Source organism: Massilia psychrophila, from assembly GCF_002760665.1.
Lineage (GTDB): Bacteria > Pseudomonadota > Gammaproteobacteria > Burkholderiales > Burkholderiaceae_D > JAFCUW01.
This window is the reverse complement of the sequence record NZ_PDOB01000011.1, coordinates 71,555-93,995: the sequence shown is the minus strand read 5'-3', so window position 1 is coordinate 93,995 and position 22,441 is coordinate 71,555. Positions and strand designations below refer to the sequence as shown.

At 62.2% G+C, this 22,441-nt stretch carries 23 protein-coding genes; 9 read left to right on the top strand and 14 right to left on the bottom strand.

The genetic code is table 11. The annotated features are described in order from the left end of the window. Positions 1-69: 69 nt before the first annotated feature. The 6 genes from CR103_RS09335 to CR103_RS09310 all read left to right on the top strand — a co-directional run bounded on the left by CR103_RS09335 (position 70) and on the right by CR103_RS09310 (position 4,187). Positions 70-1,038: a homoserine kinase gene (locus tag CR103_RS09335; RefSeq protein ID WP_099915713.1), complete on the top strand. Its 969-nt coding sequence runs from the start codon at positions 70-72 to the stop codon at positions 1,036-1,038. Next, a complete protein-coding gene (locus tag CR103_RS09330) occupies positions 1,035-1,799 on the top strand; it encodes a BPSS1780 family membrane protein (protein WP_099915712.1) in 765 nt (254 codons plus the stop codon). Before CR103_RS09335 ends, CR103_RS09330 begins: the two co-directional genes overlap by 4 nt. Before the next feature lie 63 nt (positions 1,800-1,862). Then, complete coding sequence (locus CR103_RS09325; protein ID WP_229442976.1) at positions 1,863-2,444, top strand: hypothetical protein; 582 nt, start codon at positions 1,863-1,865, stop codon at positions 2,442-2,444. A gap of 12 nt (positions 2,445-2,456) precedes the next feature. Further along, complete coding sequence (locus CR103_RS09320; RefSeq protein WP_099915711.1) at positions 2,457-2,834, top strand: YajD family HNH nuclease; 378 nt, start codon at positions 2,457-2,459, stop codon at positions 2,832-2,834. A gap of 81 nt (positions 2,835-2,915) precedes the next feature. Continuing rightward, positions 2,916-3,272, top strand: coding sequence for a hypothetical protein (locus tag CR103_RS09315; protein ID WP_099915710.1), 357 nt, complete (start codon positions 2,916-2,918; stop codon positions 3,270-3,272). A 300-nt stretch (positions 3,273-3,572) separates the two neighbouring features. Further along, complete coding sequence (locus CR103_RS09310) at positions 3,573-4,187, top strand: alpha/beta fold hydrolase (protein ID WP_099915709.1); 615 nt, start codon at positions 3,573-3,575, stop codon at positions 4,185-4,187. 314 nt (positions 4,188-4,501) lie between these two features. Here CR103_RS09310 and CR103_RS09305 read toward each other — a convergent pair whose 3' ends face one another. The 3 genes from CR103_RS09305 to CR103_RS09295 all read right to left on the bottom strand — a co-directional run bounded on the left by CR103_RS09305 (position 4,502) and on the right by CR103_RS09295 (position 8,340). Then, complete coding sequence (locus CR103_RS09305) at positions 4,502-6,808, bottom strand: UvrD-helicase domain-containing protein (protein WP_099915708.1); 2,307 nt, start codon at positions 6,806-6,808, stop codon at positions 4,502-4,504. Between the two features lie 133 nt (positions 6,809-6,941). Then, on the bottom strand, positions 6,942-7,667 hold the full coding sequence (locus CR103_RS09300; RefSeq protein ID WP_099915707.1) for an RES family NAD+ phosphorylase: 726 nt from the start codon (positions 7,665-7,667) through the stop codon (positions 6,942-6,944). Next, entirely contained in the window at positions 7,660-8,340 is a 681-nt protein-coding gene (locus tag CR103_RS09295; protein WP_099915706.1) for a hypothetical protein, read from the bottom strand. Before CR103_RS09295 ends, CR103_RS09300 begins: the two co-directional genes overlap by 8 nt. A gap of 478 nt (positions 8,341-8,818) precedes the next feature. Between CR103_RS09295 and CR103_RS09290 the strand changes: the two genes are divergently transcribed. Beyond that, complete coding sequence (locus CR103_RS09290; RefSeq protein WP_099915705.1) at positions 8,819-9,361, top strand: SRPBCC family protein; 543 nt, start codon at positions 8,819-8,821, stop codon at positions 9,359-9,361. A 118-nt stretch (positions 9,362-9,479) separates the two neighbouring features. Here CR103_RS09290 and CR103_RS09285 read toward each other — a convergent pair whose 3' ends face one another. Together CR103_RS09285 and CR103_RS09280 are read right to left on the bottom strand one after the other, a co-directional pair. Next, positions 9,480-10,586, bottom strand: coding sequence for an S-(hydroxymethyl)glutathione dehydrogenase/class III alcohol dehydrogenase (locus CR103_RS09285; RefSeq protein ID WP_099915704.1), 1,107 nt, complete (start codon positions 10,584-10,586; stop codon positions 9,480-9,482). 221 nt (positions 10,587-10,807) lie between these two features. Continuing rightward, positions 10,808-11,260, bottom strand: coding sequence for a response regulator (locus CR103_RS09280; RefSeq protein ID WP_307719693.1), 453 nt, complete (start codon positions 11,258-11,260; stop codon positions 10,808-10,810). Between the two features lie 78 nt (positions 11,261-11,338). Here CR103_RS09280 and CR103_RS09275 point away from each other — a divergent pair, with 78 nt between their 5' ends. Further along, positions 11,339-14,146 (top strand): valine--tRNA ligase, encoded by a 2,808-nt coding sequence (locus CR103_RS09275; protein WP_099915703.1) that lies wholly within the window; start codon positions 11,339-11,341, stop codon positions 14,144-14,146. 381 nt (positions 14,147-14,527) lie between these two features. Beyond that, positions 14,528-14,932 (top strand): hypothetical protein, encoded by a 405-nt coding sequence (locus CR103_RS09270; RefSeq protein WP_099915702.1) that lies wholly within the window; start codon positions 14,528-14,530, stop codon positions 14,930-14,932. Between the two features lie 89 nt (positions 14,933-15,021). On the opposite strand, the gene ruvB is transcribed toward CR103_RS09270, so the two are convergent. The 9 genes from ruvB to dtd all read right to left on the bottom strand — a co-directional run bounded on the left by ruvB (position 15,022) and on the right by dtd (position 22,434). Further along, a complete protein-coding gene (ruvB, locus tag CR103_RS09265) occupies positions 15,022-16,092 on the bottom strand; it encodes a Holliday junction branch migration DNA helicase RuvB (RefSeq protein WP_099915701.1) in 1,071 nt (356 codons plus the stop codon). 97 nt (positions 16,093-16,189) lie between these two features. Next, positions 16,190-16,768 (bottom strand): Holliday junction branch migration protein RuvA, encoded by a 579-nt coding sequence (gene ruvA / locus CR103_RS09260; protein ID WP_099915700.1) that lies wholly within the window; start codon positions 16,766-16,768, stop codon positions 16,190-16,192. A gap of 21 nt (positions 16,769-16,789) precedes the next feature. Beyond that, a complete protein-coding gene (ruvC, locus tag CR103_RS09255) occupies positions 16,790-17,326 on the bottom strand; it encodes a crossover junction endodeoxyribonuclease RuvC (RefSeq protein WP_099915699.1) in 537 nt (178 codons plus the stop codon). 90 nt (positions 17,327-17,416) lie between these two features. Then, on the bottom strand, positions 17,417-19,000 hold the full coding sequence (gene purH, locus CR103_RS09250; RefSeq protein ID WP_099915698.1) for a bifunctional phosphoribosylaminoimidazolecarboxamide formyltransferase/IMP cyclohydrolase: 1,584 nt from the start codon (positions 18,998-19,000) through the stop codon (positions 17,417-17,419). Positions 19,001-19,092: 92 nt separating this feature from the next. Beyond that, positions 19,093-19,326, bottom strand: coding sequence for a helix-turn-helix domain-containing protein (locus tag CR103_RS09245; RefSeq protein ID WP_099915697.1), 234 nt, complete (start codon positions 19,324-19,326; stop codon positions 19,093-19,095). 118 nt (positions 19,327-19,444) lie between these two features. Further along, a complete protein-coding gene (gene dusB, locus CR103_RS09240; protein WP_099915696.1) occupies positions 19,445-20,470 on the bottom strand; it encodes a tRNA dihydrouridine synthase DusB in 1,026 nt (341 codons plus the stop codon). Between the two features lie 81 nt (positions 20,471-20,551). After that, complete coding sequence (locus CR103_RS09235) at positions 20,552-21,199, bottom strand: histidine phosphatase family protein (RefSeq protein WP_099915695.1); 648 nt, start codon at positions 21,197-21,199, stop codon at positions 20,552-20,554. Positions 21,200-21,237: 38 nt separating this feature from the next. Further along, positions 21,238-21,903, bottom strand: coding sequence for a YbhB/YbcL family Raf kinase inhibitor-like protein (locus CR103_RS09230; protein WP_099915694.1), 666 nt, complete (start codon positions 21,901-21,903; stop codon positions 21,238-21,240). A 72-nt stretch (positions 21,904-21,975) separates the two neighbouring features. Further along, positions 21,976-22,434 (bottom strand): D-aminoacyl-tRNA deacylase, encoded by a 459-nt coding sequence (dtd, locus tag CR103_RS09225; protein WP_099915693.1) that lies wholly within the window; start codon positions 22,432-22,434, stop codon positions 21,976-21,978. Positions 22,435-22,441: the final 7 nt, after the last annotated feature.

Sequence of the window (22,441 nt, the reverse complement as noted above, 5' to 3'; positions counted from 1 at the left end):
GCCTGACGTTGCCGTGTACTTGTGTGCCGATATCCGATCTCCCGCCCTCTTTTTATTCTTCGCTTGCACATGGCAGTTTTCACCGCGGTCAGTCTGGACGATCTCACTTGCTGGATCGAACAATTTTCTCTTGGCAAAGCGATTGCGATCAACGGCATCGCTTCCGGCATTGAGAACAGCAATTTTTTCATCACCACCGAGCGCGGCGAATTCGTCCTGACGATTTTCGAGACGCTCAGCTTCGAGCAATTGCCGTTTTACCTGCAGCTGATGCGCCATCTTGCCGAACGCGGCGTGCTGGTGCCGGCGCCGGTGGCCAACGCCAAGGGCGAACTGGTGGTGGCGCTGCACGGCAAGCCGGCCGCCATCGTCAGCAAGCTCGACGGCAGCTCCCAGATGAATCCACAACCGCCCCACTGCGCCGCGGTCGGGGCGATGGTCGCCAACATGCACCTGGCAGCGCGCGACTTTCCGTTGAATCAGCCGAATTTACGCGGCTTGCCCTGGTGGCAACAGACTGCCCCGCAGGTGCTGCCCTTCCTCGATGAGGCCAGGGCTGCGCTGCTGCGCGCCGAAATCGACTTCCAGCAAGCATTCGCCGCCGGCCCCGTTTATCAGCAATTGGCGCGCGGGCCGGTGCACGCCGACCTGTTCCGCAATAACGTGATGTTCGACGGCGAGCGCCTGACCGGCTTTTTCGATTTTTATTTCGCCGGCTGCGACACTTGGTTGTTCGACCTTGCCGTCACCGTCAACGACTGGTGCACCGACCAGGCCAGCGGCGTGCTGATTGAAGCGCGCGTGCATGCGCTGCTTGGCGCCTACCATGCGGTGCGCCCGTTCACTGACGCCGAGCGGCAGTCGTGGCAAGCGATGCTGCGCGCCGCCGCGCTGCGTTTCTGGCTGTCGCGCCTGTATGACCTGTACCTGCCGCGCACTGCCGAAATGTTGACGCCCCACGATCCGTCTCATTTTGAGCGCATCCTGCGCGAACGCATTGCCACGCCGGGGCTCCCGGCGTACGGGCTTCCGGCATGAGCGCGATTCCCGCAAAAGCAGGTTGGTCCTGGCTCAAGCAAGGCATGAACCTGTTCCGCAAGCAGCCGGCGGCGCTGACCACCCTGCTGTTCGCCAACGTGCTCTTCAGCTTCGTCATCGGCGCGGTGCCGCTGCTGGGGCAGATTGTCGCAGTGGTGCTGATTCCGTCGCTGAGCATGTCGTTCATGCAGGCCTGCCTGATGATCGACCACGGCCAGCGCGTCACGCCCATGGTACTGCTGACGGGGTTCCGCAAGCCGGCCGTCATCAATCTGTGCAAGATCGGCTTGGTCTACCTGCTGGTCACGGCGCTACTGACCGTCATCGCCTACCTGACGCTGGGCGAAGGTTTCTGGAAGCAGGCGGCCAACCCGGCCGTGCCGGCCGTGGTGGACCGCTCCGACATGCTCGGCGTGCTGCTCATTGCGATCCTTCAAATCGGCACCGTCATGGCGCTGTGCTTCGCCTCGCCGCTGGCGTTCTGGCAGAAGATGCCACCCGGTAAAGCGATTTTTTACAGCTTCTTCGCGGTGATACGTTCGGCGCGCGTGTTCCTGGTGATGTTGTTGGCGTGGTTCGGCATTTTCATGCTCGCCAGCATCGCGCTGTTGATGGTGTTCGGCAGCGCTTCGCCGGGCCGGGTGGTCATTACCTGGCTAGGATTCCTGTTCATCCTGCTGCTACAGTGCGCGCTGTACGCCGGCTACCGCCAGATTTTCGGCGTGCCGGAGCTGAATGCCAAGCCGGGCGCGGCCCTCTGAGGCCATTGCGCCAGCGCCGCGCAATGTTACACTGCGCGTTAACAGACCAGGAACCGATACCACATGAACACCACTACCAAGCCAGCGGCCAAAAAACGGGCCGAACCAAGCGCCGCGAAGCCAGCAACGTCGGCACCGAAAAAACGCGCAGAGCCAAGCGCCGAGCGCGCTGCCAATCCCTTCCTCGATGGCGAGCTCTACACACGCACGCGCGAATACAGTCCGCGCGAAGCGATCTTTTCGAAAGAGATGAAGGCCATCAACGAACGCGGCGCCGGCAAGCGCAACCGCGATTTGCTGCAGGCGCCGTCGCTCAAGCCCTTGCTCGGCATGGTCAAGAAAGGGCTGACCTTGCAGGACATGTTCGGCAAGATCATCGCCGGCGCCGACAAAGGTTTATGGGAAGCTTGGATGGAGACGTTCGGCTTCGAGATCCGCTCGGTCAACTATGCACCAAGCGGCAAGCGCAACGCCGTACTGGCGCTCGACCTGGGCATCACCTCGAAGGCCAATGCGCTGTTCGCCAAAGAAGGCGTGCCGAACTGGCGCAGCCTGGTGGTGGAAGACTGCGCCGAGCTGAAAATCCGGCATGCGACTGAAAAAACGCCGTTCGCCGCGTGCGCCGTTTTTTATTTGGACAAATAGGACAAAATTAGCATGATCGCGAAAAAGCCGGACGCCGCCCGCCTCGACAAAATCGTCGCCGACGCCCGCCGCGCCGCCGACACGCGCGAACTGGGCTACCGCGAACGGTCGCTCAAGATGTATCCGTGGATTTGCGGGCGCTGCATGCGTGAATTCACCCATGCCAACGTGCAACAATTGACGGTGCATCACCGCGACCACAACCACAACAACAACCCGCCTGACGGCAGCAACTGGGAACTGTTGTGCCTGTATTGCCACGATAACGAACACTCGCGCTACCTGGAAGCCGATCGCGGCGCCGGACTGCAGGCACCCGAGATGCAGGCAGCCACCCACAATCCGTTCGCCGCGCTGGCCGGCCTGATGAAAAAGAAGGACGATAGCTGAGCGCGCCTGCTGTACTGCCACATCGAACAGGGCAGCACCGCCCAGGACCTCGGGTTCGGCGCGTCGAATAACCCCTGCAGCTTGCCATCGAGCGCCATCAACAACCGTTTCCGTTTCAAGCCAGTGACGATCGGCGACGGCCAGAGCATCGACTACATCCAGATCTACACCGATTACCAGACCAAGCGCCAGGCCATGCTGCTGCACGAGGCGAGGTACCTGGCGCCCCAAGTTCAGGCCGGCATTGACCCTGCCGGGCTGACCGGCATCGGCTATCTGTATTCGCCGTTACCAGGCCGTGAAATGGTCTGTAGCTGCGCCTTGCGGGAAGACGCGCCGTGCACCTTCGGCACCGCACCAAACAGCTCACGTTTTGTCTTCGATGGCGTTCCCAGCCTGGAACTCGACAAGCCAGGCGCACGACGGTGGCGCATATGACGCGCGAAGGCATTTCGGTCGCCGCGCGCGCAAGACCGGCGCCGGCTGGGGCTTGTCCGGTTCGCCAGGCCGGTCAGCTGGAGTGCCCTTCGCAGGCAACGCGTGACCCGCTCGGGCGGGGCTACCGGCAGGTCGAGCACATTCAATACGCCTGACAAAACCTTTGATTGCCACGGGAGCAACAAACTCCGTACACTGAGCTTTAACGAACTTCAGCAATCACGTCGGTGGCAACCGTTGAGTGATAGACTGATTTCGGCCAAGAGCGGACGGACGCTGACAATTCTATATATTTCGGGCATGCAAAAACCATCTACACTCTTTTTTCTTCCCGGCGCATTAGGTCGAACCGAATTTTGGCACCCTGCGGCCGATTTGCTGAGCTATCCGGCCCCAAAAGTTCATGTGACTTGGCCTGGTTTCAGCGGAATTCGACCTGATCCAAGCATCCGGGGTATCGACGATTTGGTTTCTAGGATTGTTGCCGACATTGACCAACCCAGTGCGCTGATCGCTCAATCGATGGGAGGCGTTGTCGCCATGCTCGTTGCGCTCCAAAAACCGGAACTCGTCACTCACTTGGTGCTTTCCGTGACCTCAGGCGGAATGAACCTGGCTACACTCAATGCACAAGACTGGCGCCCAGCTATTCAAGCCGGCCATCCGGGCTTGCCGGATTGGTTCACAAGCTATCATGAAGATCTAACGCCGAAGTTATCGGCATTACGCATTCCGACTCTTCTGTTATGGGGAGATGCAGACCCGATCAGCCCTGTGAAAGTCGGTCAGCGTCTGGCTTCCCTGCTGCCAAATGTAGAGTTGCATGTTTTTTCAGGCGGTGACCATAGTGTCGGTTGTACGTTGGCGCACCTCGTTGCGCCGCTCATTGATCGGCACTTGTCCTTGCGCCCCTGAAAGCTCCAGCTTTGTCCGTGGACGTAGAGAAGAACTTGCACCGGTCTTGTTTGCACGCCTTCGCGTCTGCTCCAGATCGACAGCCAGGGTCCGCTCTGGGTCGAAAACGGAAGTACGAATAGCTTGCATTCCGTAAGCATTTAGGGTCGCCGCGACCTGCGCATTAACATAGCGCGCAGGTCAGCAGCTGGAACCGACGCCATGGCCTAAGCATTTCAAATCATGGTTGCGGTATAAGAAAACTTGTCGAGAAGGCGCCACCGAGCCGGTCGATATTACCGGTATCGCCTGCTCGCCGTCATCTTTCGGCGGCGCTAGCGCGCCACCCGCTCCAGCTTGGCCACCGACAAATCGAGCACCTTCATGCCGGCGCGGCCAAAATTGATCTGGGCGCGGGCATTGCTGCCGCCGCCTTCGATGTTGACGATGACGCCTTCGCCAAACTTGGCGTGGGCCACCGATTCGCCGATGCGCCAGCTGGGCCCGACCTGCTTTTGCGTGATCTGCTGGGCGATCTTGTTGTCCGAGCCGGCGCTGGTGAACTTGGCGTCGTCCCAGGCCGACTTCTTGTTGCCGAACCAGTGGGACTGCACGCGCGGCGAGATCCATTTGAGCGACTCTTCCGGCAGCTCGTCGAAGAAGCGCGACTTCATGTTGTAGCGGGTCTGGCCGTGCAGCATGCGCTGCTGGGTAAAGCTCATGTACAACCGCTTTTTCGCGCGCGTGATCGCCACGTACATCAAACGCCGCTCTTCGTCGACGCCATCGAGCTCGCGCGAACTGCTCTCGTGCGGGAACAAGCCTTCTTCCAGGCCGGTGATGAAGACGGCGTCGAATTCGAGGCCCTTGGCCGAGTGCACCGTCATCAGCTGCACCGAATCCTGGCCGGCCTGGGCCTGGGCGTCGCCCGCTTCGAGCGAGGCGTGCGACAGGAAGGCCGACAGCGGCGACATCACGCTCGGCAGCGGCGCGTCGGCATCCAAAATCTCGATGCCGTCGCCGCTGAGGATCGCCGCGCCGGCCTGGGCGTCGGCGCGCGGGCCCAGGTGGGCCGGCGCGCCGTAACCGAAACCTTCTTCCTGGACGAACTGGGTCGCCGCGTTGACCATCTGCTCGAGGTTTTCGATGCGGTCGGCGCCTTCTTTTTCGTTGCCATAATGGGTCAGCAAGCCGCTCGCCTCCAGCACCACTCTGACCATTTCAGGCAAGGCCAGCTGCTGGGTCTCGAAACGCGCGCCCTCGATCAGTTTGACGAAAGAGCCGAGCGAGGAACCGGACTTGCCGGACACGTACGCCACCGCTGCGTACAGCGAAATGCGGTACTGCTCGGCGGCCGCCTGCAAGGTTTCGATCGAGCGCATGCCGATGCCCCGGGTAGGGAAATTGACCACACGCAGGAAGGCCGAGTCGTTGTGCGGATTGTCCATCAGCTGCAGGTAGGCGATGGCGTGCTTGACCTCGGCGCGCTGGAAGTAGCGCTGGCCGCCGTACACGGTGTACGGCAGCGCGGCGGCAAACAGCGCGTGCTCGATGACGCGCGACTGCGCGTTCGAGCGGTACAAAATCGCGATCTCGCTGCGCGCGCCGCCGTCGGCGACCAGGCTCTTGATCTCTTCGATCAGCCACTGGGCTTCTTCGAGGTCGGACGAGGCTTCGTAGATGCGCACCTGCTCGCCGTGGCCGGCGTCGGTGCGCAGGTTTTTGCCGAGCCGCTTGGTGTTGTTGGCGATCAGCAGGTTGGCGCTGTCGAGGATGTGGCCGTGCGAGCGGTAGTTCTGCTCGAGCTTGATCAGGTTCTCGACGCGGAATTCGCGCTCGAACGCGCTCATGTTGCCGACATTGGCGCCGCGGAAAGCGTAAATGCTCTGGTCGTCGTCGCCCACGGCGAACAGCGCGCCGCCGATTTGCTCGCCATGGCCAGCCAGCAGTTTGAGCAGGTTGTACTGCAAATCGTTGGTATCCTGGAACTCGTCGACCAGGATGTGCTTGAAGCGCGCTTGGTAATGTTCGCGCAGCGGCGCGTTGCGTTGCAGCAGCTCGAACGAGCGCAGCAGCAGTTCGGCGAAATCGACCACGCCTTCGCGCTGGCACTGGGAGTCATACAGTTCGTACAACTCGACCATCTTGCGCTCGATCGGATCGTGCGCTTCGACCCGGTTGGCGCGCTGGCCCTGGTCCTTGGCATTGTTAATGAAATACTGCAGGTTCTTGGCCGGGTACTTTTCATCGTCGACGTTGTTCGCCTTGAGCAGGCGCTTGATCATCGACAGCTGGTCTTGCGAGTCGAGGATCTGAAACACCTGCGGCAACCCGGCGTCGCGGTAGTGGGTGCGCAGGAAGCGGTTGCACAAACCGTGGAAGGTGCCGATCCACATGCCGCGCGTACTCACGGGCAGCATCGCCGACAGGCGGGTGAGCATCTCTTTCGCCGCCTTGTTGGTGAACGTCACCGCCATGATGCCGGCCGGCGACACCTGCCCGGTCTGGATCAGCCAGGCGATGCGGGTGGTCAGCACGCGCGTCTTGCCGGAGCCGGCGCCCGCCAGGATCAGCGCACTCTGCTGGGGCAAGGTGACGGCGGCGAGTTGTTCGGGATTGAGGTTGTGAAGGAGATTCTGCATCGCTCATTATAACTGGCAGGGTGGTTTTCCGAGCGTCAGCAAGCGCGGCGCGGCACGAAAATGGGGCGCATGGTGGCCCGGAAGGCCAGGCTTGCCAAGCCTGGCCTTGGCGCGCCAATTGCTGGTTGATCTGCTACCGCCCGGGCACAATGTCGACGCCGATCTGTTCGGCCAAGCGGAGGAGCTCTGCGTAAGCCGTGGAATCACTGACGAGATTGCGCGATATGGCAGCCGGTTGGAGGACGTCTTGCGTTACGCGGTCGCCGAACAGCATCAGCGCTTGGGCGCTGTCGTCTTGTCGTGACGTCCAGCAAATACCCTGCACCTCGGGGCATTGGGTGTGAATTGCCTCGGCCCATTGCCTGGTAGTTGGGTATTGATCCTTCTCGGTATCGATGATCTGGCCTCTGGCGACGCCAAGTTTGCGAAGTGCCTTGCTGCGCAAGTCAGCCAGAACCAGATCCGCGCCGGGCTTGACTTGCGAGTGCACTTGTCTGGTCAGTTTTGTCTTGTCGAGCGTCTTCAGGCCAGGCGCAAAGGGAACGTCGTGAAAAACCGTTTCCATCGCTGCGCACGCGAAAGTCGCTCCGCCGTAAAGAGTCGGAACCGGCTCACCCAAAGCGTTTTTAATCGGACTGAAGCGGGCATTGCCCTTCAAACCCGGGTTGAATTGATCGCCGGCATAGTGGTCCTGGTGCACCCGGTGAATAACCGTATCGAGCGACCATATCATGATGGAAACGGCAACCGTCGCGGGAGGCGATGGCGCAATTCCTGCATTGGAAGGCGCGCATATCGCTGTTACCGGGGACGCTGTGGCGAGCGGATCTTTGCCAGGGCTTGCAAGGCCTTTAGCCATGCGCAATTTCTTGGACCTCGTCTTCAGCCGCCGCAAGCACACGGTGCGGCGCCGATGCCATCAGATCCTGGGGACGTTGACCGCCCAGGAAGCTGTTTGCAGACTGGAACCAATAAGCCATCCCCCACCCATCCTTCATGGCTTCTAAAACCTGAATTACCGCAGCCATCGATTTTAACGGCCGGTAACCATTGCTTGGGTCGAGTCCAAACGTGGGATAGTAATCGACGCCATTGTGGCGAATCGCAAAAATTGCTCCTGCGCGCTTCCATTTACCTGGCGGCACGCTCGGATTTGTCGTGTTGAAGCCGGCAACCTCTGCAATTTGCGGGGCCGTCATCCAATCGCGTGTTGTCAAAACCGCGGTCCGTGCACGCGCTAACATGACAGCTTCCTTGAGCTCATGCGGCTCCGGCACAAGCTTCGGTACAAGCGCCTCGACTATTGTCTCTAACGCATGCTGATGGCGGGTCGCCAATATATTGTGCAGAAGCGGCGCGAGGCTAGCCAGTGTTTCGACAATGGCGCCTGCTTCACGCGTTGGACCACTTTGCACGGTGAAGGCTACCACCTGCTCAGCGTCGATTCCATCCAGCTGCCGGCGGACCTCGCCAGGCGAGCCCGTAATGGTGGCGACACTAAATTGTTCTGGATATTTGAGGCTTGAGTTCATGGCTAGTTGTTCGGTTAGCTCGGTTAGCTCGGTTAGCTCGGTTAGCTCGGTTAGCTCGGTTAGCTAGGTTACTTCGATTTCATCATATCCCAAATAACCCCATGGCGCCATCGGTACGCAACAAGCTATTTATCCCCTTCTACCAGACTGTGCAGCGCTCGGCAGCAACCATCGGCCGGCCTGGTTTGCATGAGAACGCTTTTTCGAACTCGGCCATGTTGACCGGACGGTCACGTCAGATTAACCCATGCAGTCATAGAGTTTTTGACAACGCAATGGCGGCGTCGGGGCCGTACCCGCATGCGCGCACGGTGCCTCGCCTGTGCCACGCCACCTGCGGCGCGCCACGTTGTCAGAAATTGGCCTATTTTGTCATTACACCCATAATAAATTTCGGTTGGTGGGGCCGCAGGGCGGCCGCGCCACATTTAACCTCACATGGTCGTAGCGCAATTTCTGCATTCAAGGAGATCCAAAAATGCTAAATCGAGTGGTTACAGTGGCCGCACTTGCGGTCGGCGGCATGCTGTTGTCTAAAAAGCTCAAGGGCGGTGGCAATACCAGGAGCGCCTCGTCCGTCGAGGAGTCGATCGAAGTCAACGTGCCGGTCAGTGCCGCGTATAACCAGTACATCCAGTTCGAGGATTTTCCAAAGTTTATGTCAAACGTAATCGAGATCAGGCAGCTGGACGGCAAGCACCTGCACTGGCGCGCCAGGGTAGGCCTGGAAGAAAAGGAATGGGATGCCGAGATTACCGAGCAGATTTTGGACAAGCGCGTCGCCTGGCGCAGCGTCAGCGGTCCGCGCAATGGCGGCGTGGCCACCTTCCACAAAATCTCCGACAATGCCACACGGATCATGGTGCAGATGGACTATGAGCCGGACGGCGTGTCAGAGAAGCTGGGCGATGCGATGAGTGCGGTGCGGATGGAATTGCGTACCGGCCTGCAGAGCTTGAAGGAAATGCTCGAGAAGCACGGCGAAACCGGCGCCTGGCGCGGCAAAATCGCCCAGCACTGAGATCGAGCGGCAAAACCAGCCAGGTAATAGACGCGACAAGTAAAGACACCCCCGGAGCCTGGCTCCGGGGGTGTTTATTTTTTGCCGCCAAAGCATGACGGCGTGGTTCATGTCGCGGTCAGTAAATGACTACCGAGCGGATCGATTCGCCGCTCTTCATCAAATCGAAGCCCTCGTTGATGCGCTCGAGCGGCAAGCGGTGGGTGATCAGGTCGTCGATGTTGATCTTGCCTTCCATGTACCAGTCGACGATTTTCGGCACGTCGGTGCGCCCACGAGCGCCGCCGAAGGCCGAGCCTTTCCACACGCGCCCGGTCACCAGCTGGAACGGCCGCGTCGAAATTTCCGCCCCGCCCGGCGCCACGCCGATGACGATCGACTGGCCCCAGCCCTTGTGGCAGCACTCGAGCGCCTGGCGCATCGTCGTGACGTTGCCGATGCACTCGAAACTGTAGTCGGCGCCGCCATCAGTGAGGCTGATGATATCGTCCACCACGTTGGCGGAAGTACTCGCATTGATGAAGTGGGTCATGCCGAACTTGCGCGCCATCGCCTCGCGCGCCGGGTTCAGGTCGACGCCGATGATCTTGTCGGCGCCCACCATGCGCGCGGCCTGGATCACGTTCAGGCCGATACCCCCCAGCCCGAACACCACCACATTGGCGCCCGCCTCCACTTTGGCGGTGAACAGCACCGCGCCGACGCCGGTGGTGACGCCGCAGCCGATGTAGCAGATCTTGTCGAACGGCGCGTCCGAACGCACCTTGGCCAAGGCGATTTCCGGCACCACGATGTAGTTGGAAAACGTCGACGTCCCCATGTAGTGAAGGATCGGTTGGCCTTTGATTGAAAAGCGGCTGGTGGCGTCGGGCATCAGGCCACGGCCCTGGGTCGAACGGATCGACTGGCACAGGTTGGTCTTTTGCGACAGGCAGAACTTGCACTGCCGGCATTCCGGCGTGTACAGCGGAATCACATGGTCGTCCTTGCGCAGGCTTTTTACGCCCGGACCGACGTCGACCACGACGCCGGCGCCTTCATGGCCGAGAATGGCCGGGAAGATGCCTTCCGGGTCGGCGCCGGACAAAGTGTAGTAGTCGGTGTGGCAGATGCCGGTCGCCTTGATCTCGACCAGTACCTCGCCCTCCTTCGGTCCTTCGAGGTCGACTTCCTCGATCGTCAGCGGTGCTCCCGCCTTCCATGCAATCGCTGCCTTGGTTTTCATATTATTCCTGTAAATGATGAGACGGTGCGCGGCCGGTGCCGCACGAGGGCATTATCATAGCAAGGCGCCGGCATGCTTGTCGGCCGTCACGTTTTTGGGGATTTGTGGGGCGCGTCAGGCGGCCTGCGGGCGCAAGCCCCACATGGCGTGGCCGGTAATGAACATGGCCGGTGGTGCGGACGTGCAGGTCGTCCTGTTTGGCTTGTTTTGCTTACTTTGCTTTAAAGCGGCCGGCGAACGCCGCATGCAGGCTGTTGAGCACTTCCTCGGCCGCCAGCAACTGGCCGGCTACTTGGTTGATCTTGCGCCGGCTCGAACGCGCATGGCCGCGCCGCGCTCAGGTTCGTTTCGGTGCGCCGCAGCTGGCCAATCTCGTCGGCGCGCGCCAGGCCCGCTTCGAACGCCGGCATCAGGCGCGCCGCAGGTGGCGGCCTGCTTGCCCATTTCGCCGTCGTATTCTCGTGCAGGTGGCGCGCCAGCTCGAGGCCGGACATGCCAGGCATCGTGATGTCGAGCAGGGCCAGGTCCGGCTCGCGCGCCTCGATCTGGCGGATCGCTTCGACCGCAGTGTCGTAGCCGGCGTGGCCCGGCAATTCGGCGAGAAACTCGAGCAGCAGCTTGTGAAGGGCAGCGACGGAGTTCGTCTGCGCCGGCAGTACGAAGCCTGCGTCCAAAAAGAGGCGGGGCCGGCGGCGCAGCCACTGCCCTGTCATCTATAATGTTCGTTTTCGCAAAACACATACGCCACCATCATGGAATTAGCCAAGTCTTTCGAGCCAGCCGATATTGAACAGTTCTGGCGCAACGAGTGGGAACAGCGCGGCTACTTCGCCGCCTCCACCGACGCCGACAAACCGTCGTTCAGCATCCAGCTGCCGCCACCGAACGTGACGGGCACCTTGCACATGGGGCACGCTTTCAACCAGACCATCATGGATGGCCTGACCCGCTATTACCGCATGCGCGGCTTCAATACCGCCTGGATCCCGGGCACCGACCACGCCGGCATCGCGACCCAGATCGTCGTCGAGCGCCAGCTCGACGCGCAAAAAATGTCGCGCCACGACCTCGGACGCGAAAAATTTGTCGAAAAAGTGTGGGAATGGAAGGAAAAGTCGGGCAATACGATTACCGGCCAGATGCGCCGCATGGGCACCTCGCCCGACTGGGCGCGCGAATATTTCACGATGGACGAGCCGCGCAGCAAAGTGGTCACCGAGGTCTTCGTGCGCTTGTTCGAACAAGGCCTGATCTACCGCGGCAAGCGGCTGGTGAACTGGGATCCGGTGCTCGGCACGGCGGTATCTGACCTGGAAGTGGCGCAGGAAGAAGAAGACGGCTTCATGTGGTACATCCGGTACCCGCTGGCCGATGGCAGCGGTCACATGACGGTCGCCACCACGCGCCCTGAAACGCTGCTGGGCGACGTCGCCGTGGCGGTCGATCCGACGGACGAGCGCTACAGCGCCAGCGTCGGCAAGATGCTGAAACTGCCGCTGACCGGGCGCGAGATCCCCGTCATCGCCGACGAATACGCCGACAAGGAATTCGGCACCGGCTGCGTCAAGATCACCCCGGCCCACGATTTCAACGACTACGCCGTCGGCCAGCGCAACAAGCTGCCGCTGATCTGCGTGCTCACGCTCGACGCGAAAATCAGCGACGAGGCGCCGGCTGCCTACCGCGGCATGGACCGCTTCGCCGCGCGCAAGCAGATTGTCGCCGACCTCGACGCACTGGGCCTGCTGCAGGAAGTCAAACCGCACAAGCTGCAAGTGCCGCGGGGCGACCGCACCGGCGTCGTCATCGAGCCGATGCTGACCGACCAGTGGTTCGTCGCAATGAGCAAACCGGCGCCGGAAGGCACGCGCTTTCCCGGCCAGTCGATCGCCGAAGTGGCGCTGGAAAAAGTGGCCAATGGCGAAATCAAGTTTGTGCCGGAAAACTGGAGCACCACCTACAACCAGTGGCTGGGCAATATCCAGGACTGGTGCGTGTCGCGCCAGTTGTGGTGGGGCCACCGCATCCCGGCCTGGTACGACGAGGCCGGCAACATCATCGTCGCCCGCAGCGAAGAGGAAGCTCAAGCCAAGGCCGCAGCGGCCGGCATTACCGGAGCGCTGCGCCGCGATGACGATGTGCTCGACACCTGGTTTTCGTCGGCCCTGGTGCCGTTTTCGACCATGGGCTGGCCGCAAGAGACGCCCGACATGAAGATGTTCCTGCCGTCGTCGGTGCTGGTGACGGGCTTCGACATCATCTTCTTCTGGGTCGCGCGGATGGTCATGATGACCACCCACTTCACCGGCAAGGTGCCGTTCGAGACGGTGTACGTGCACGGCCTGGTGCGCGATTCGTCAGGCCAGAAGATGTCCAAGTCGAAGGGCAACACGCTCGACCCGATCGACCTGATCGACGGCATCGGCATCGAGGAACTGGTTGCCAAGCGCACCACCGGCCTGATGAATCCGCGCGACGCCGCCAAGATCGAAAAGGCCACGCGCAAGGAATACCCGGCCGGCATCGCCCCCTATGGCACCGACGCGGTGCGCTTCACGATGGCCAGTTACGCATCCCTCGGGCGCAGCATCAACTTCGACCTCGGCCGCGCCGAAGGCTATCGCAACTTCTGCAACAAGCTGTGGAACGCCACCCGCTTCGTGCTGATGAATACCGAAGGCCACGATTGCACGCAAAATGAGGCCGACCTGTCGCCGGCCGACCGCTGGATCATCTCGCTGTTGCAGCGCGCCGAGCAGGACGTGGCCAAAGGCTTCCAGGACTACCGCTTCGACAACATCGCCGCGACGATCTACAAGTTCGTCTGGGACGAATACTGCGACTGGTACCTGGAAGTGGCCAAGGTGCAGGTCCAGCACGGTACCGAAGGCCAGCAGCGCGCCACCCGCGCCACCTTGCTGCGGGTACTGGAAGTGGTGCTGCGCATGGCCCATCCGATCATCCCGTTCGTTACCGAAGCGTTGTGGCAGAGCGTGGCCCCGCTGGCCGGCAAGACGCTCGATGCGGCCGGCGACTCGGTCATGCGCCAGCCGTATCCGCAGGCGAATGTCGCATTGATCGATGCCGGCGCCGAGGAATGGATGGCGCAGTTGAAGGCGCTTACCGACGCCACCCGCAACCTGCGCGGCGAGATGCAGATTTCGCCGTCGGTGCGGGTGCCGCTGATCGTCGAGGCAGCCGACGCCGCCGACAAGACGCGGCTGCTCGGTTTCGCCCAGTACGTGCAGGCGCTCGGCAAGCTGTCGGAAGTGCAGGTGGTCGACGCGCTGCCGGAGTCGCCGGCCGCGGTGTCGATCGTCGGCACCACCAAGCTGATGCTCAAGGTCGAGATCGATGTCGGCGCCGAACGCGAACGCCTGGCCAAGGAGATCACCCGCATCGACGGCGAGATCGCCAAGGTCAACGGCAAGCTGGGCAACGAGAGTTTCGTGGCGCGCGCGCCGGCCGCCGTGGTGGCCCAGGAAAATGAGCGGCTGGTCAATTTTTCGGCCACCATCGCCAAGCTGCGCGAGCAGATCGCCAAACTGCCCGCGGCCTGATTGGCGACCGGACACCGATAATGGGTGCCGGTGAGCCGGGCCGTTCGCCGGTTTCGGTGCGCCAAGCACAAAAGCGGCGCGCAGGACAAAAAACCAAAAGGGCCGCTCGGCCCTTTTCCAATTTACATTCCAAAACCCGGTGCAATATCGGTTGCTGCCGTCACGGGCGTTTTTTGCGGACCCGCGCACGGACCAATAACGTCGCTGGTGAAGTTGCCAAAAGGCGACAAGCCGCTCCTCGCCTGGGCGTCAAAATAACATTGCGTATCGAAAATGCCACAGATGTGTTATTTTAAATCAACAGCACGACGCGGCCAGCAAGAAATAAATTATTCAAGCAATCTCACTTTTACGAATTCCTCAATGATATTTCTTCGCTGCATGTCATTTCTGATCGGCAGCCTGATCGTTACGGGCGCGCCCTTCCTGCTGTTGCCCGATACGCCCCAGGGCCCCGGCGACGTAAGCCGGGCCGTGGCGGGATGCCTGGCGATCGCCCTGACCGCGGCAGGCTTCTGTTTCATCGGCGTCGCCGGCAACCACATGAAGCGCTCGCGCCGCACACGGGCGTTGGGGGCCGTCTTGCTGGCGTTTCCGATTGGCGGCAGCGTCTGGGTGCTGCAGCTCGACCGCCCGCCGGAGCACATCTGGGCGATCGGACCGCTGCTGTTCTGCGCCGTATTGCTGTTTTACAGCTTCGTCTTTCCGGGCATGCGCGCTCACCTGCATCCGCGCATGCGTCCGCGCGATCCGGACGCCGCCGCCAATGCCAACGCCAACCCATAGGGGTGGTGCCGATAAGGCGATAGCGCAAGAAGACTTCGGCTCGCGGGCCGCCAACAGCTGCGAATGAAACTTACCGCCGGCGGGCGTCGTCAGCCCAGGGCGCCGGGCTGGCCCCACAGCTCGCCTGTCGGGCTGGTGCGCGGCGCGGCAACCCCGAAGTGGGTGTACGCCAGCGGCGTGGCGATCCGCCCGCGTGGGGTGCGCTGCAAATAACCCTGCTGGATCAGGAACGGCTCGAGCACGTCTTCGATGGTGTCGGCTTCCTCGCCGATCGCCGCGGCCAGGTTGCCGATGCCGACCGGGCCGCCGCCGAATTTGAATAACACCGCTTCGAGCAGTTTGCGGTCCATCACGTCGAAGCCGACCGAGTCGACGTCGAGCATGACCAGCGCGGCGTCCGCCATCGGCCGGGTGATTTCGCCATTCCCCTTCACCTCGGCATAGTCGCGCACCCGCCGCAGCAGCCGGTTGGCGATGCGCGGGGTGCCGCGCGCGCGCAAGGCGATCTCGCGCGCGCCGTCCTCGACGATCGGCGCGTGCAACAGCGCCGCGCTGCGGGTAACGATGCGGGTCAGTTCGGCGGCATTGTAGAACTCCAGCCTGGCGACGATGCCGAAGCGGTCGCGCAGCGGATTGGTCAGCATGCCGGCGCGGGTGGTGGCGCCGACCAGGGTGAACGGCTGCAGGTCGAGCTTGACCGAGCGCGCCGCCGGTCCCTCGCCGATCATGATGTCGATCTGGTAGTCCTCCAGCGCCGGATACAGGATCTCCTCGACCACGGGCGAGAGGCGATGGATCTCGTCGATGAACAGCACGTCGTTCGCTTCCAGGTTGGTGAGGATCGCCGCCAGGTCGCCCGGGCGCTCGAGCACCGGGCCGGACGTCTGGCGCAGGTTCACGCCCATCTCGCGCGCGATGATGTGGGCCAGCGTGGTCTTGCCCAGGCCGGGCGGGCCGAACAGCAAGGTGTGGTCGAGCGCTTCCTTGCGCTGGCGGGCAGCCGTGATGAAGATTTCGAGCTGGCCGCGGATCTTCTCCTGGCCGACGTATTCGTCCAGGTGTTTGGGCCGCAGCGCGCGCTCGATCGCTTCTTCGTTGGGCGACGAGGGCGTCGCGGCAATAATGCGTTGCTCGCTGAAATCGTCAGTCTGGATCGTCATTCTTTCTTTCGCAATAAAACACTTTTGGCTCAGGAAGCCTGGCTTGCAAGCCAGGCCCGTTACGCAGGGTCGCGGCTTGCCGCGACAATTGCCTGCTTCACCCTTTCGTCAGCGCCTTGAGCGCGTACTTGATGCCGTCGGACACAGTACTGCCGCTCGGCATGTTCTTGATCGCGGCCAGCGCTTCCTTGTCAGAATACCCCAGCGACATCAAGGCACTGAGGATATCCGATTGGGCGTCGTGCAGGACGACGGCGCCTGGCGTGCCGAGCTCGGCGCCGAGCTTGCCCTTCAGTTCGAGCAGCAGGCGCTCGGCGGTCTTTTTACCGATGCCCGGCACCTTGACCAGCCGGCCGGCTTCCTGCAACGTCACCGCCTGGGCCAGGTCGGCAATCGTCATGCCCGACAGGATCGACAGCGCGGTGCGCGCGCCGACGCCGGTGATCTTGATCAACAGGCGAAATACGCTGCGCTCGGCGGCGTTGCCGAAGCCGAACAGCAGGTGGGCGTCCTCGCGGATCGCCTGGTGGGTAAACAAGGACACCTTTTCACCCAGCTGCGGCAGGTTGTAATAGGTGCTCATCGAGACGTCAACTTCATAACCGACGCCGTTGCAGTCGACCAGCAATTGCGGCGGGTTTTTTTCGAGCAGGATTCCGGAGATGCGACCGATCATCGATGGCTTTCAAAGAGAAGATTAGACGAGGCGCCCGCGCTTCATGCGCAAGGTATTCGATGCGGGCGCCAGGGCGCCGATCAGGGCCAGCGCATCGTGGCTGTTGGCGTGACAAATGGCAACTCCTAGTGCATCCGCAGCGTCGCTGCCGGGCAGGCCAGGCAGCACCAACAGGCGCGCCACCATGTCCTGCACCTGCGCCTTGGCGGCGCGGCCGCTGCCCGTTACTGCCTGCTTGACCTGCAGCGCGGTGTATTCGGCCACGTCGAGGTCGCCGCCGACCAGCGCGGTGATGGCCGCGCCGCGCGCCTGGCCGAGCAGCAAGGTCGATTGCGGGTTGACGTTGACGAACACTTTTTCGATCGCCGCGCAGTTGGGATTATAGGTGCGGATGATCTCGGCGATGCCGGCGAAAATCACCTTCAGGCGCGGCGGCAGCGCCGCCTCGCTGCCGGTCTTGATGGTGCCGGAAGCGATGTAGCGCAGCCGGGCGCCGTGTTTTTCGATGACGCCGAAACCAGTGGTGCGCAGGCCGGGGTCAATGCCAAGAATTATCATGCTCGAATGGTATACCGCGCGGCAACCTTCGTGTCGAAATACTGTGTAAAAACACAGGGTTTCGACAGGGTTTCGGCAATTTCTTGCCGATCAGTGCCGGAAGTGGCGCGTGCCTGTGTACAACATCACCACGCCGCGCTCGTCGGCGGCGTCGATCACTTCCTGGTCGCGCATCGAGCCGCCCGGCTGGATCACGCAGCTCGCGCCGGCGTCGACGACGACGTCGAGGCCGTCGCGGAACGGGAAAAACGCGTCCGACGCCACTGCCGAGCCGGCCAGCGACAGGCCGCCGTTCTGGGCCTTGATGGCAGCGATGCGGGCCGAGTCGATCCGGCTCATCTGGCCGGCGCCGACGCCAAGCGTCATGCCGTTGGCGCAGAACACGATCGCGTTCGACTTGACGAATTTCGCCACGCGCCAGGCGAACAGCATGTCCTGCAATTGCTGCTGGGTCGGCTGCTGGCGGGTGACGACGCGCAATTCGCCCAGGCCGACGTTTTTGGCGTCCGGCGACTGCACCAGCAAGCCGCCGCCGACGCGCTTGACGTCGAACGGGTTGCTGGCGCCGCCCAGGGCAATTTCCAGCATCCTGACGTTCTGCTTGGCCGCCATCAGCTGCTTCGCCTCCGGCGAAAACGACGGCGCGATCAGCACTTCGACGAACAGTTTGGCAATCTCAAGCGCGGTCCTGCCGTCGACTTCGACGTTGAAGGCGATGATGCCGCCGAAAGCGGAGGTCGGGTCGGTCTGCAACGCGCGGCTGTAGGCGTCGAACGCATCAGCACCAAGCGCCACGCCGCACGGGTTGGCGTGCTTGACGATGACGCAGCCGGCCTGCCCTTCTGCGCCGAGCGACTTGACGCATTCCCAGGCCGCATCGGCATCGGCGATGTTGTTGTACGACAGCTCCTTGCCCTGCAGCTGCTTGTAGTTGGCCAGCGCGCCGGCGGCCGGCACCAGGTCGCGGTAGAAGGCGGCCGACTGGTGCGGGTTTTCGCCGTAGCGCATGTCCTGCACCTTGTTGAACGTCATGTTCAGCACATGCGGATAGGCCGCGCGGGTGGCGTGCGCCTTGTCTTCGCCCAGGCTGGTCAGGTAATTGGTGATGGCACCGTCGTACTGCGCGGTGTGGGCGAATACTTTTTTCGCCAGCATGAATTTGGTGTCGTAGCTGACTGCGCCGACACCCGGGCCGGTGCCCTTCATTTCAGCCAGCACCATGCCGTAGTCGGCTGGATCGCACACTACCACCACGTCCTTGTGGTTCTTCGCCGCCGAACGCAGCATGGTCGGCCCGCCGATGTCGATGTTTTCGATGGCGTCTTCCAGCGTGCAGCTGTCCTTGGCGACGGCTTGCTGGAACGGATACAGGTTGACCACCACCATGTCGATGGTCGGGATGGCGTGTTCAAGCAGCTTGGCAACGTGCTCCGGAGTATCGCGCCGTGCCAGGATGCCGCCGTGAACCTTCGGATGCAAGGTTTTCACGCGGCCGTCCAGCATTTCCGGAAAGCCAGTGTAGTCGGCCACTTCGGTTACCGGCACGCCATTGTCGGCCAGCAGTTTCGCGGTGCCGCCGGTGGACAGGATGCCCACGCCCATGGCGGAAAGCGCGCGCGCGAAATCGAGAACGCCAGTCTTGTCGGAGACGGAAATCAAAGCTTGTGTGATCATGGGAGTAGCCCGGTTGATGAGAATTCTGTGGTGCAGGCGCGGCTGCTGTTTAGCACAGCAGGCCGCGGCGCCCGTCGCGATGGGCGGGTGACTTACAGCAGGCCGTGCTCTTGCAGCTTCTTGCGCAAGGTGTTGCGATTAATGCCCAGCATTTGCGCCGCGTGGGACTGGTTGCCGGCCGCGCGCAGCATCACCACCTCGAGGATCGGCTTCTCGACCGTGAGCACGACCATGTCGTAGATATTCGATGCCTGCTGCTCGCCGAGGTCGTTGAAATACTCTTCAAGACTCTTCTGAACCACTTCCTGGATACTTTCTTTGCTCATTTTCTCTACGTCGTCCGGCTAATTAGTGTTGTCGCCGCCGCTCTCAAGGCAGCGTTCGTTCCATCATTTCTTGATATTCCCGCGGGCCTGGTTTTTACTTTTTGTTTTTTGCCGGGTTTTAAGCCGCCATCGCCTGTTGATCGATGTCGGCGGGCCGGTATTGTAACCGCTCGCCGAAGCGCTGTTGCATTTCAAAGAACCCGGCCACCGCGGCCAGCTGCTCCGACGTCGATTCCAGCAGGTTCATCTGGCGGCGAAAAGCCTCGCCGCCATCGAGCTCGCGCACGTACCAGCCGATGTGCTTGCGCGCCGTACGCACGCCGAGGAACTCGCCGTAGAACGCGTAATGCGCCTCCAAGTGCTCTTGCATCAGGGCACTCACTTCGTCGACCAGTGGCGCCGGCAAATGCGTGCCGGTGCGCAAAAAATAATCGATCTCGCGGCAGATCCAAGGCCGGCCCTGGGCCGCGCGGCCGATCATCACGGCGTCGGCGCCGGTGATCGCCAGCACGTCGCGCGCTTTTTCGGGGGTGGTGATGTCGCCGTTGGCCACCACGGGGATTTTCACCGCTGCCTTGACCATGGCAATCGTGTCGTATTCGGCCTCGCCCGCGTAGCCGTCGGCACGCGTGCGCCCGTGCAGGGTCAGCATCTGGACGCCGGCCTGCTCGGCAATGCGGGCGATGTTCAAGGCATTCTTGTTTGCCCGATTCCAGCCAGTGCGAAACTTGAGCGTGACCGGCACGTCGACCGCGCGCACCACCGCGTTCAAGATCCGTTCGACCAGCGCCTCGTCTTGCAACAGCGCCGAACCGCACCAGCTGTTGCAGACCTTCTTGACGGGGCAGCCCATGTTGATGTCGATGATTTGCGCGCCGCGCCCGACGTTGAACCTGGCGCAATCGGCCAGGTCTTGCGGGTCGGCGCCGGCAATTTGCACCGCCTTCGGTTCCATTTCGCCGGCGTGGTCGGTACGGCGCGCACTTTTTTCGGTGGCCCACAGGCGCGGATTCGACGCCGCCATCTCCGACACGGCGTAGCCGGCACCGAGCTGCTTGCACAGTTGGCGGAACGGACGATCAGTCACCCCGGCCATCGGGGCGACGAAAACATTATTGCGCAACAAGTACGGGCCGATTTGCACTGGTCAACCAAATTGAATGACGGAACCTGCTATTTTAACCGATCCGCCGCTCGAATTGCCCAAATAATAGGCACTATTTTGTTACGCCAGTTCATCGTGGACGCGCGGCGCCAGGTGGGCCACGCCGCCCCAGCTGACCAGGCGCAGCTTGCCGTTTGCCACCGTGAAGCGGTTGATGCTGGCATTGAGCACGGCAAAGTGACGCGGGGTTTCGAGCGGCAGGCCGGTCGCGGCGCGGTAGGCGCACTCGAGTACGCCGCCGTGGGCCACCAGCGCAATCGACTGGCCCGGATAAGCGGCGGCCCAGCCGAGGATGGCGTCGACCGAACGCACATAAAACTGGCGGAACGATTCGGCGCTGCGCGCACCCGAGGGCATCAGGGCGTCGATGTCGCGCGCCTGCCAGCGCGCGAACTCGAGCGGGAAGCGCTCGGCGATCTCGGCGTACAGCAAGCCCTCGAAGCCGCCGTAGCATCGTTCGCGCAGCGCCGGGTCGGTTTGAACCTGCACGCCACGCGCGCCTGCCACGGCTTGCGCCGTTTGCAGCGCGCGCTGCAGGTCGCTGGCGACGATGGCGTCGATATCCTCGCCGGCAAGGGCGGCGGCGAGCGCCGCGGCCTGGCGCTGCCCTTCGGCATTGAGGGCAATATCGATATGGCCTTGCAGGCGGCGTTCGGCATTCCAGGCGGTTTCGCCGTGGCGGATCAGGACAATATTGGTTTCAAGCATGGCATATGATACCAGCCACGCCTGAAAGCCGGATGCTCTTAACCGACCAGTGCATCGGCCACTTCGGCATTGAGCGAATAGACGCCGAACACTTGCGCCTCGTCGAGGATATGGCCGCAGATGGCGTGGCGCGCCTCGGCGCCGGTAAAACGCCCTTCCAGCGCAAAGCGGGCAATGTCGAGCGCGTACATGCAAAACAGGTAGGCGTGCGGCCGCATATCGTTCCACGGCGGACACGGGCCGTCGTAGCCATAGTAGTCGCCGGCCATGTCGGGGTCGTTGGCGAACCAGGAGGTGTAATCGTTGAGACCCTGGCGTAACTGGTGCTCGGTGCCGTTCTTGATGGTAAACGGCACCAGCGGGCCGGGCTTGCCGTGCGGCGTCACGCGGGTCGAAAACGCACCCTCGGCAAGCGACCTGATGACGACCGGGATATCGACCAGCGTCCATTGAAAGAACTCGACGCGCGGCAGGTCCGCGGCCACCACCTTGCCTTCACGGTTGACGTCGCTACCATGCGGCGGCGCATCGACGTCGCGGCAGAACAGCGCCAGCGACTGCGTACCTGATGGTACCTCATCCCATGCCAGATGCGGGCTGCGGTTACCCGCATGACGCACATGATTGACGGGATCGATCTGGGCGAACGCGCACTCGGGTGGAATTACCCCGCCTTCGATAAAAGAGTTGCTCCACAGTCGCATCAGACGCTCCCGCCGCTTTTTCGTCTCTCTTCGTCTTTTTTTCGTATATTACAACGACAGACGCGGGACGGCTCACCCGATTGGCGTCGCAGCCTCGATTTGCAACCAGAAAGTCACCGGCCCATCGTTCGTCAGCGCCACTTTCATGTCGGCCCCGAAGCGGCCGGTAGCAACCAACGGATGACGCGCGCGCGCACGGGCGACGAAATGATCAAACAGGCGCAGGCCGTGCTGGGGCGAGGCGGCAGGCGAAAACGACGGCCGCGTGCCGGAGTTGGTGTCGGCCGCCAGGGTAAATTGCGGCACCAGCAGCAAGCCGCCGCCGACATCGGTGACGCTGCGGTTCATCTTGCCGGCGTCGTCGCCGAACACGCGGTAGGCCAGCAGCTTGGCCAGCAGCGCATCGGCTTCCCTTTCGGTATCGCCTTTTTCGGCGCACACCAGCACCAGGAGGCCGGCGTCGATGGCGCCGATCTGGGCGCCATCGACCACCACGCTGGCGTGGCTGACTCGTTGCAGCAGGGCGATCATGCGCAGC

Coding starts and splice junctions, on each gene's coding strand:
- CR103_RS09335 (WP_099915713.1), top strand. CDS start 70: ATGGCAGTTTTCACCGCGGTCAGTCTGGACGATCTCACTTGCTGGATC.
- CR103_RS09330 (WP_099915712.1), top strand. CDS start 1,035: ATGAGCGCGATTCCCGCAAAAGCAGGTTGGTCCTGGCTCAAGCAAGGC.
- CR103_RS09325 (WP_229442976.1), top strand. CDS start 1,863: ATGAACACCACTACCAAGCCAGCGGCCAAAAAACGGGCCGAACCAAGC.
- CR103_RS09320 (WP_099915711.1), top strand. CDS start 2,457: ATGATCGCGAAAAAGCCGGACGCCGCCCGCCTCGACAAAATCGTCGCC.
- CR103_RS09310 (WP_099915709.1), top strand. CDS start 3,573: ATGCAAAAACCATCTACACTCTTTTTTCTTCCCGGCGCATTAGGTCGA.
- CR103_RS09305 (WP_099915708.1), bottom strand. CDS start 6,808: ATGCAGAATCTCCTTCACAACCTCAATCCCGAACAACTCGCCGCCGTC.
- CR103_RS09300 (WP_099915707.1), bottom strand. CDS start 7,667: ATGGCTAAAGGCCTTGCAAGCCCTGGCAAAGATCCGCTCGCCACAGCG.
- CR103_RS09295 (WP_099915706.1), bottom strand. CDS start 8,340: ATGAACTCAAGCCTCAAATATCCAGAACAATTTAGTGTCGCCACCATT.
- CR103_RS09290 (WP_099915705.1), top strand. CDS start 8,819: ATGCTAAATCGAGTGGTTACAGTGGCCGCACTTGCGGTCGGCGGCATG.
- CR103_RS09285 (WP_099915704.1), bottom strand. CDS start 10,586: ATGAAAACCAAGGCAGCGATTGCATGGAAGGCGGGAGCACCGCTGACG.
- CR103_RS09275 (WP_099915703.1), top strand. CDS start 11,339: ATGGAATTAGCCAAGTCTTTCGAGCCAGCCGATATTGAACAGTTCTGG.
- CR103_RS09270 (WP_099915702.1), top strand. CDS start 14,528: ATGTCATTTCTGATCGGCAGCCTGATCGTTACGGGCGCGCCCTTCCTG.
- ruvB (WP_099915701.1), bottom strand. CDS start 16,092: ATGACGATCCAGACTGACGATTTCAGCGAGCAACGCATTATTGCCGCG.
- ruvA (WP_099915700.1), bottom strand. CDS start 16,768: ATGATCGGTCGCATCTCCGGAATCCTGCTCGAAAAAAACCCGCCGCAA.
- ruvC (WP_099915699.1), bottom strand. CDS start 17,326: ATGATAATTCTTGGCATTGACCCCGGCCTGCGCACCACTGGTTTCGGC.
- purH (WP_099915698.1), bottom strand. CDS start 19,000: ATGATCACACAAGCTTTGATTTCCGTCTCCGACAAGACTGGCGTTCTC.
- CR103_RS09245 (WP_099915697.1), bottom strand. CDS start 19,326: ATGAGCAAAGAAAGTATCCAGGAAGTGGTTCAGAAGAGTCTTGAAGAG.
- CR103_RS09235 (WP_099915695.1), bottom strand. CDS start 21,199: ATGCTTGAAACCAATATTGTCCTGATCCGCCACGGCGAAACCGCCTGG.
- CR103_RS09230 (WP_099915694.1), bottom strand. CDS start 21,903: ATGCGACTGTGGAGCAACTCTTTTATCGAAGGCGGGGTAATTCCACCC.
- dtd (WP_099915693.1), bottom strand. CDS start 22,434: ATGATCGCCCTGCTGCAACGAGTCAGCCACGCCAGCGTGGTGGTCGAT.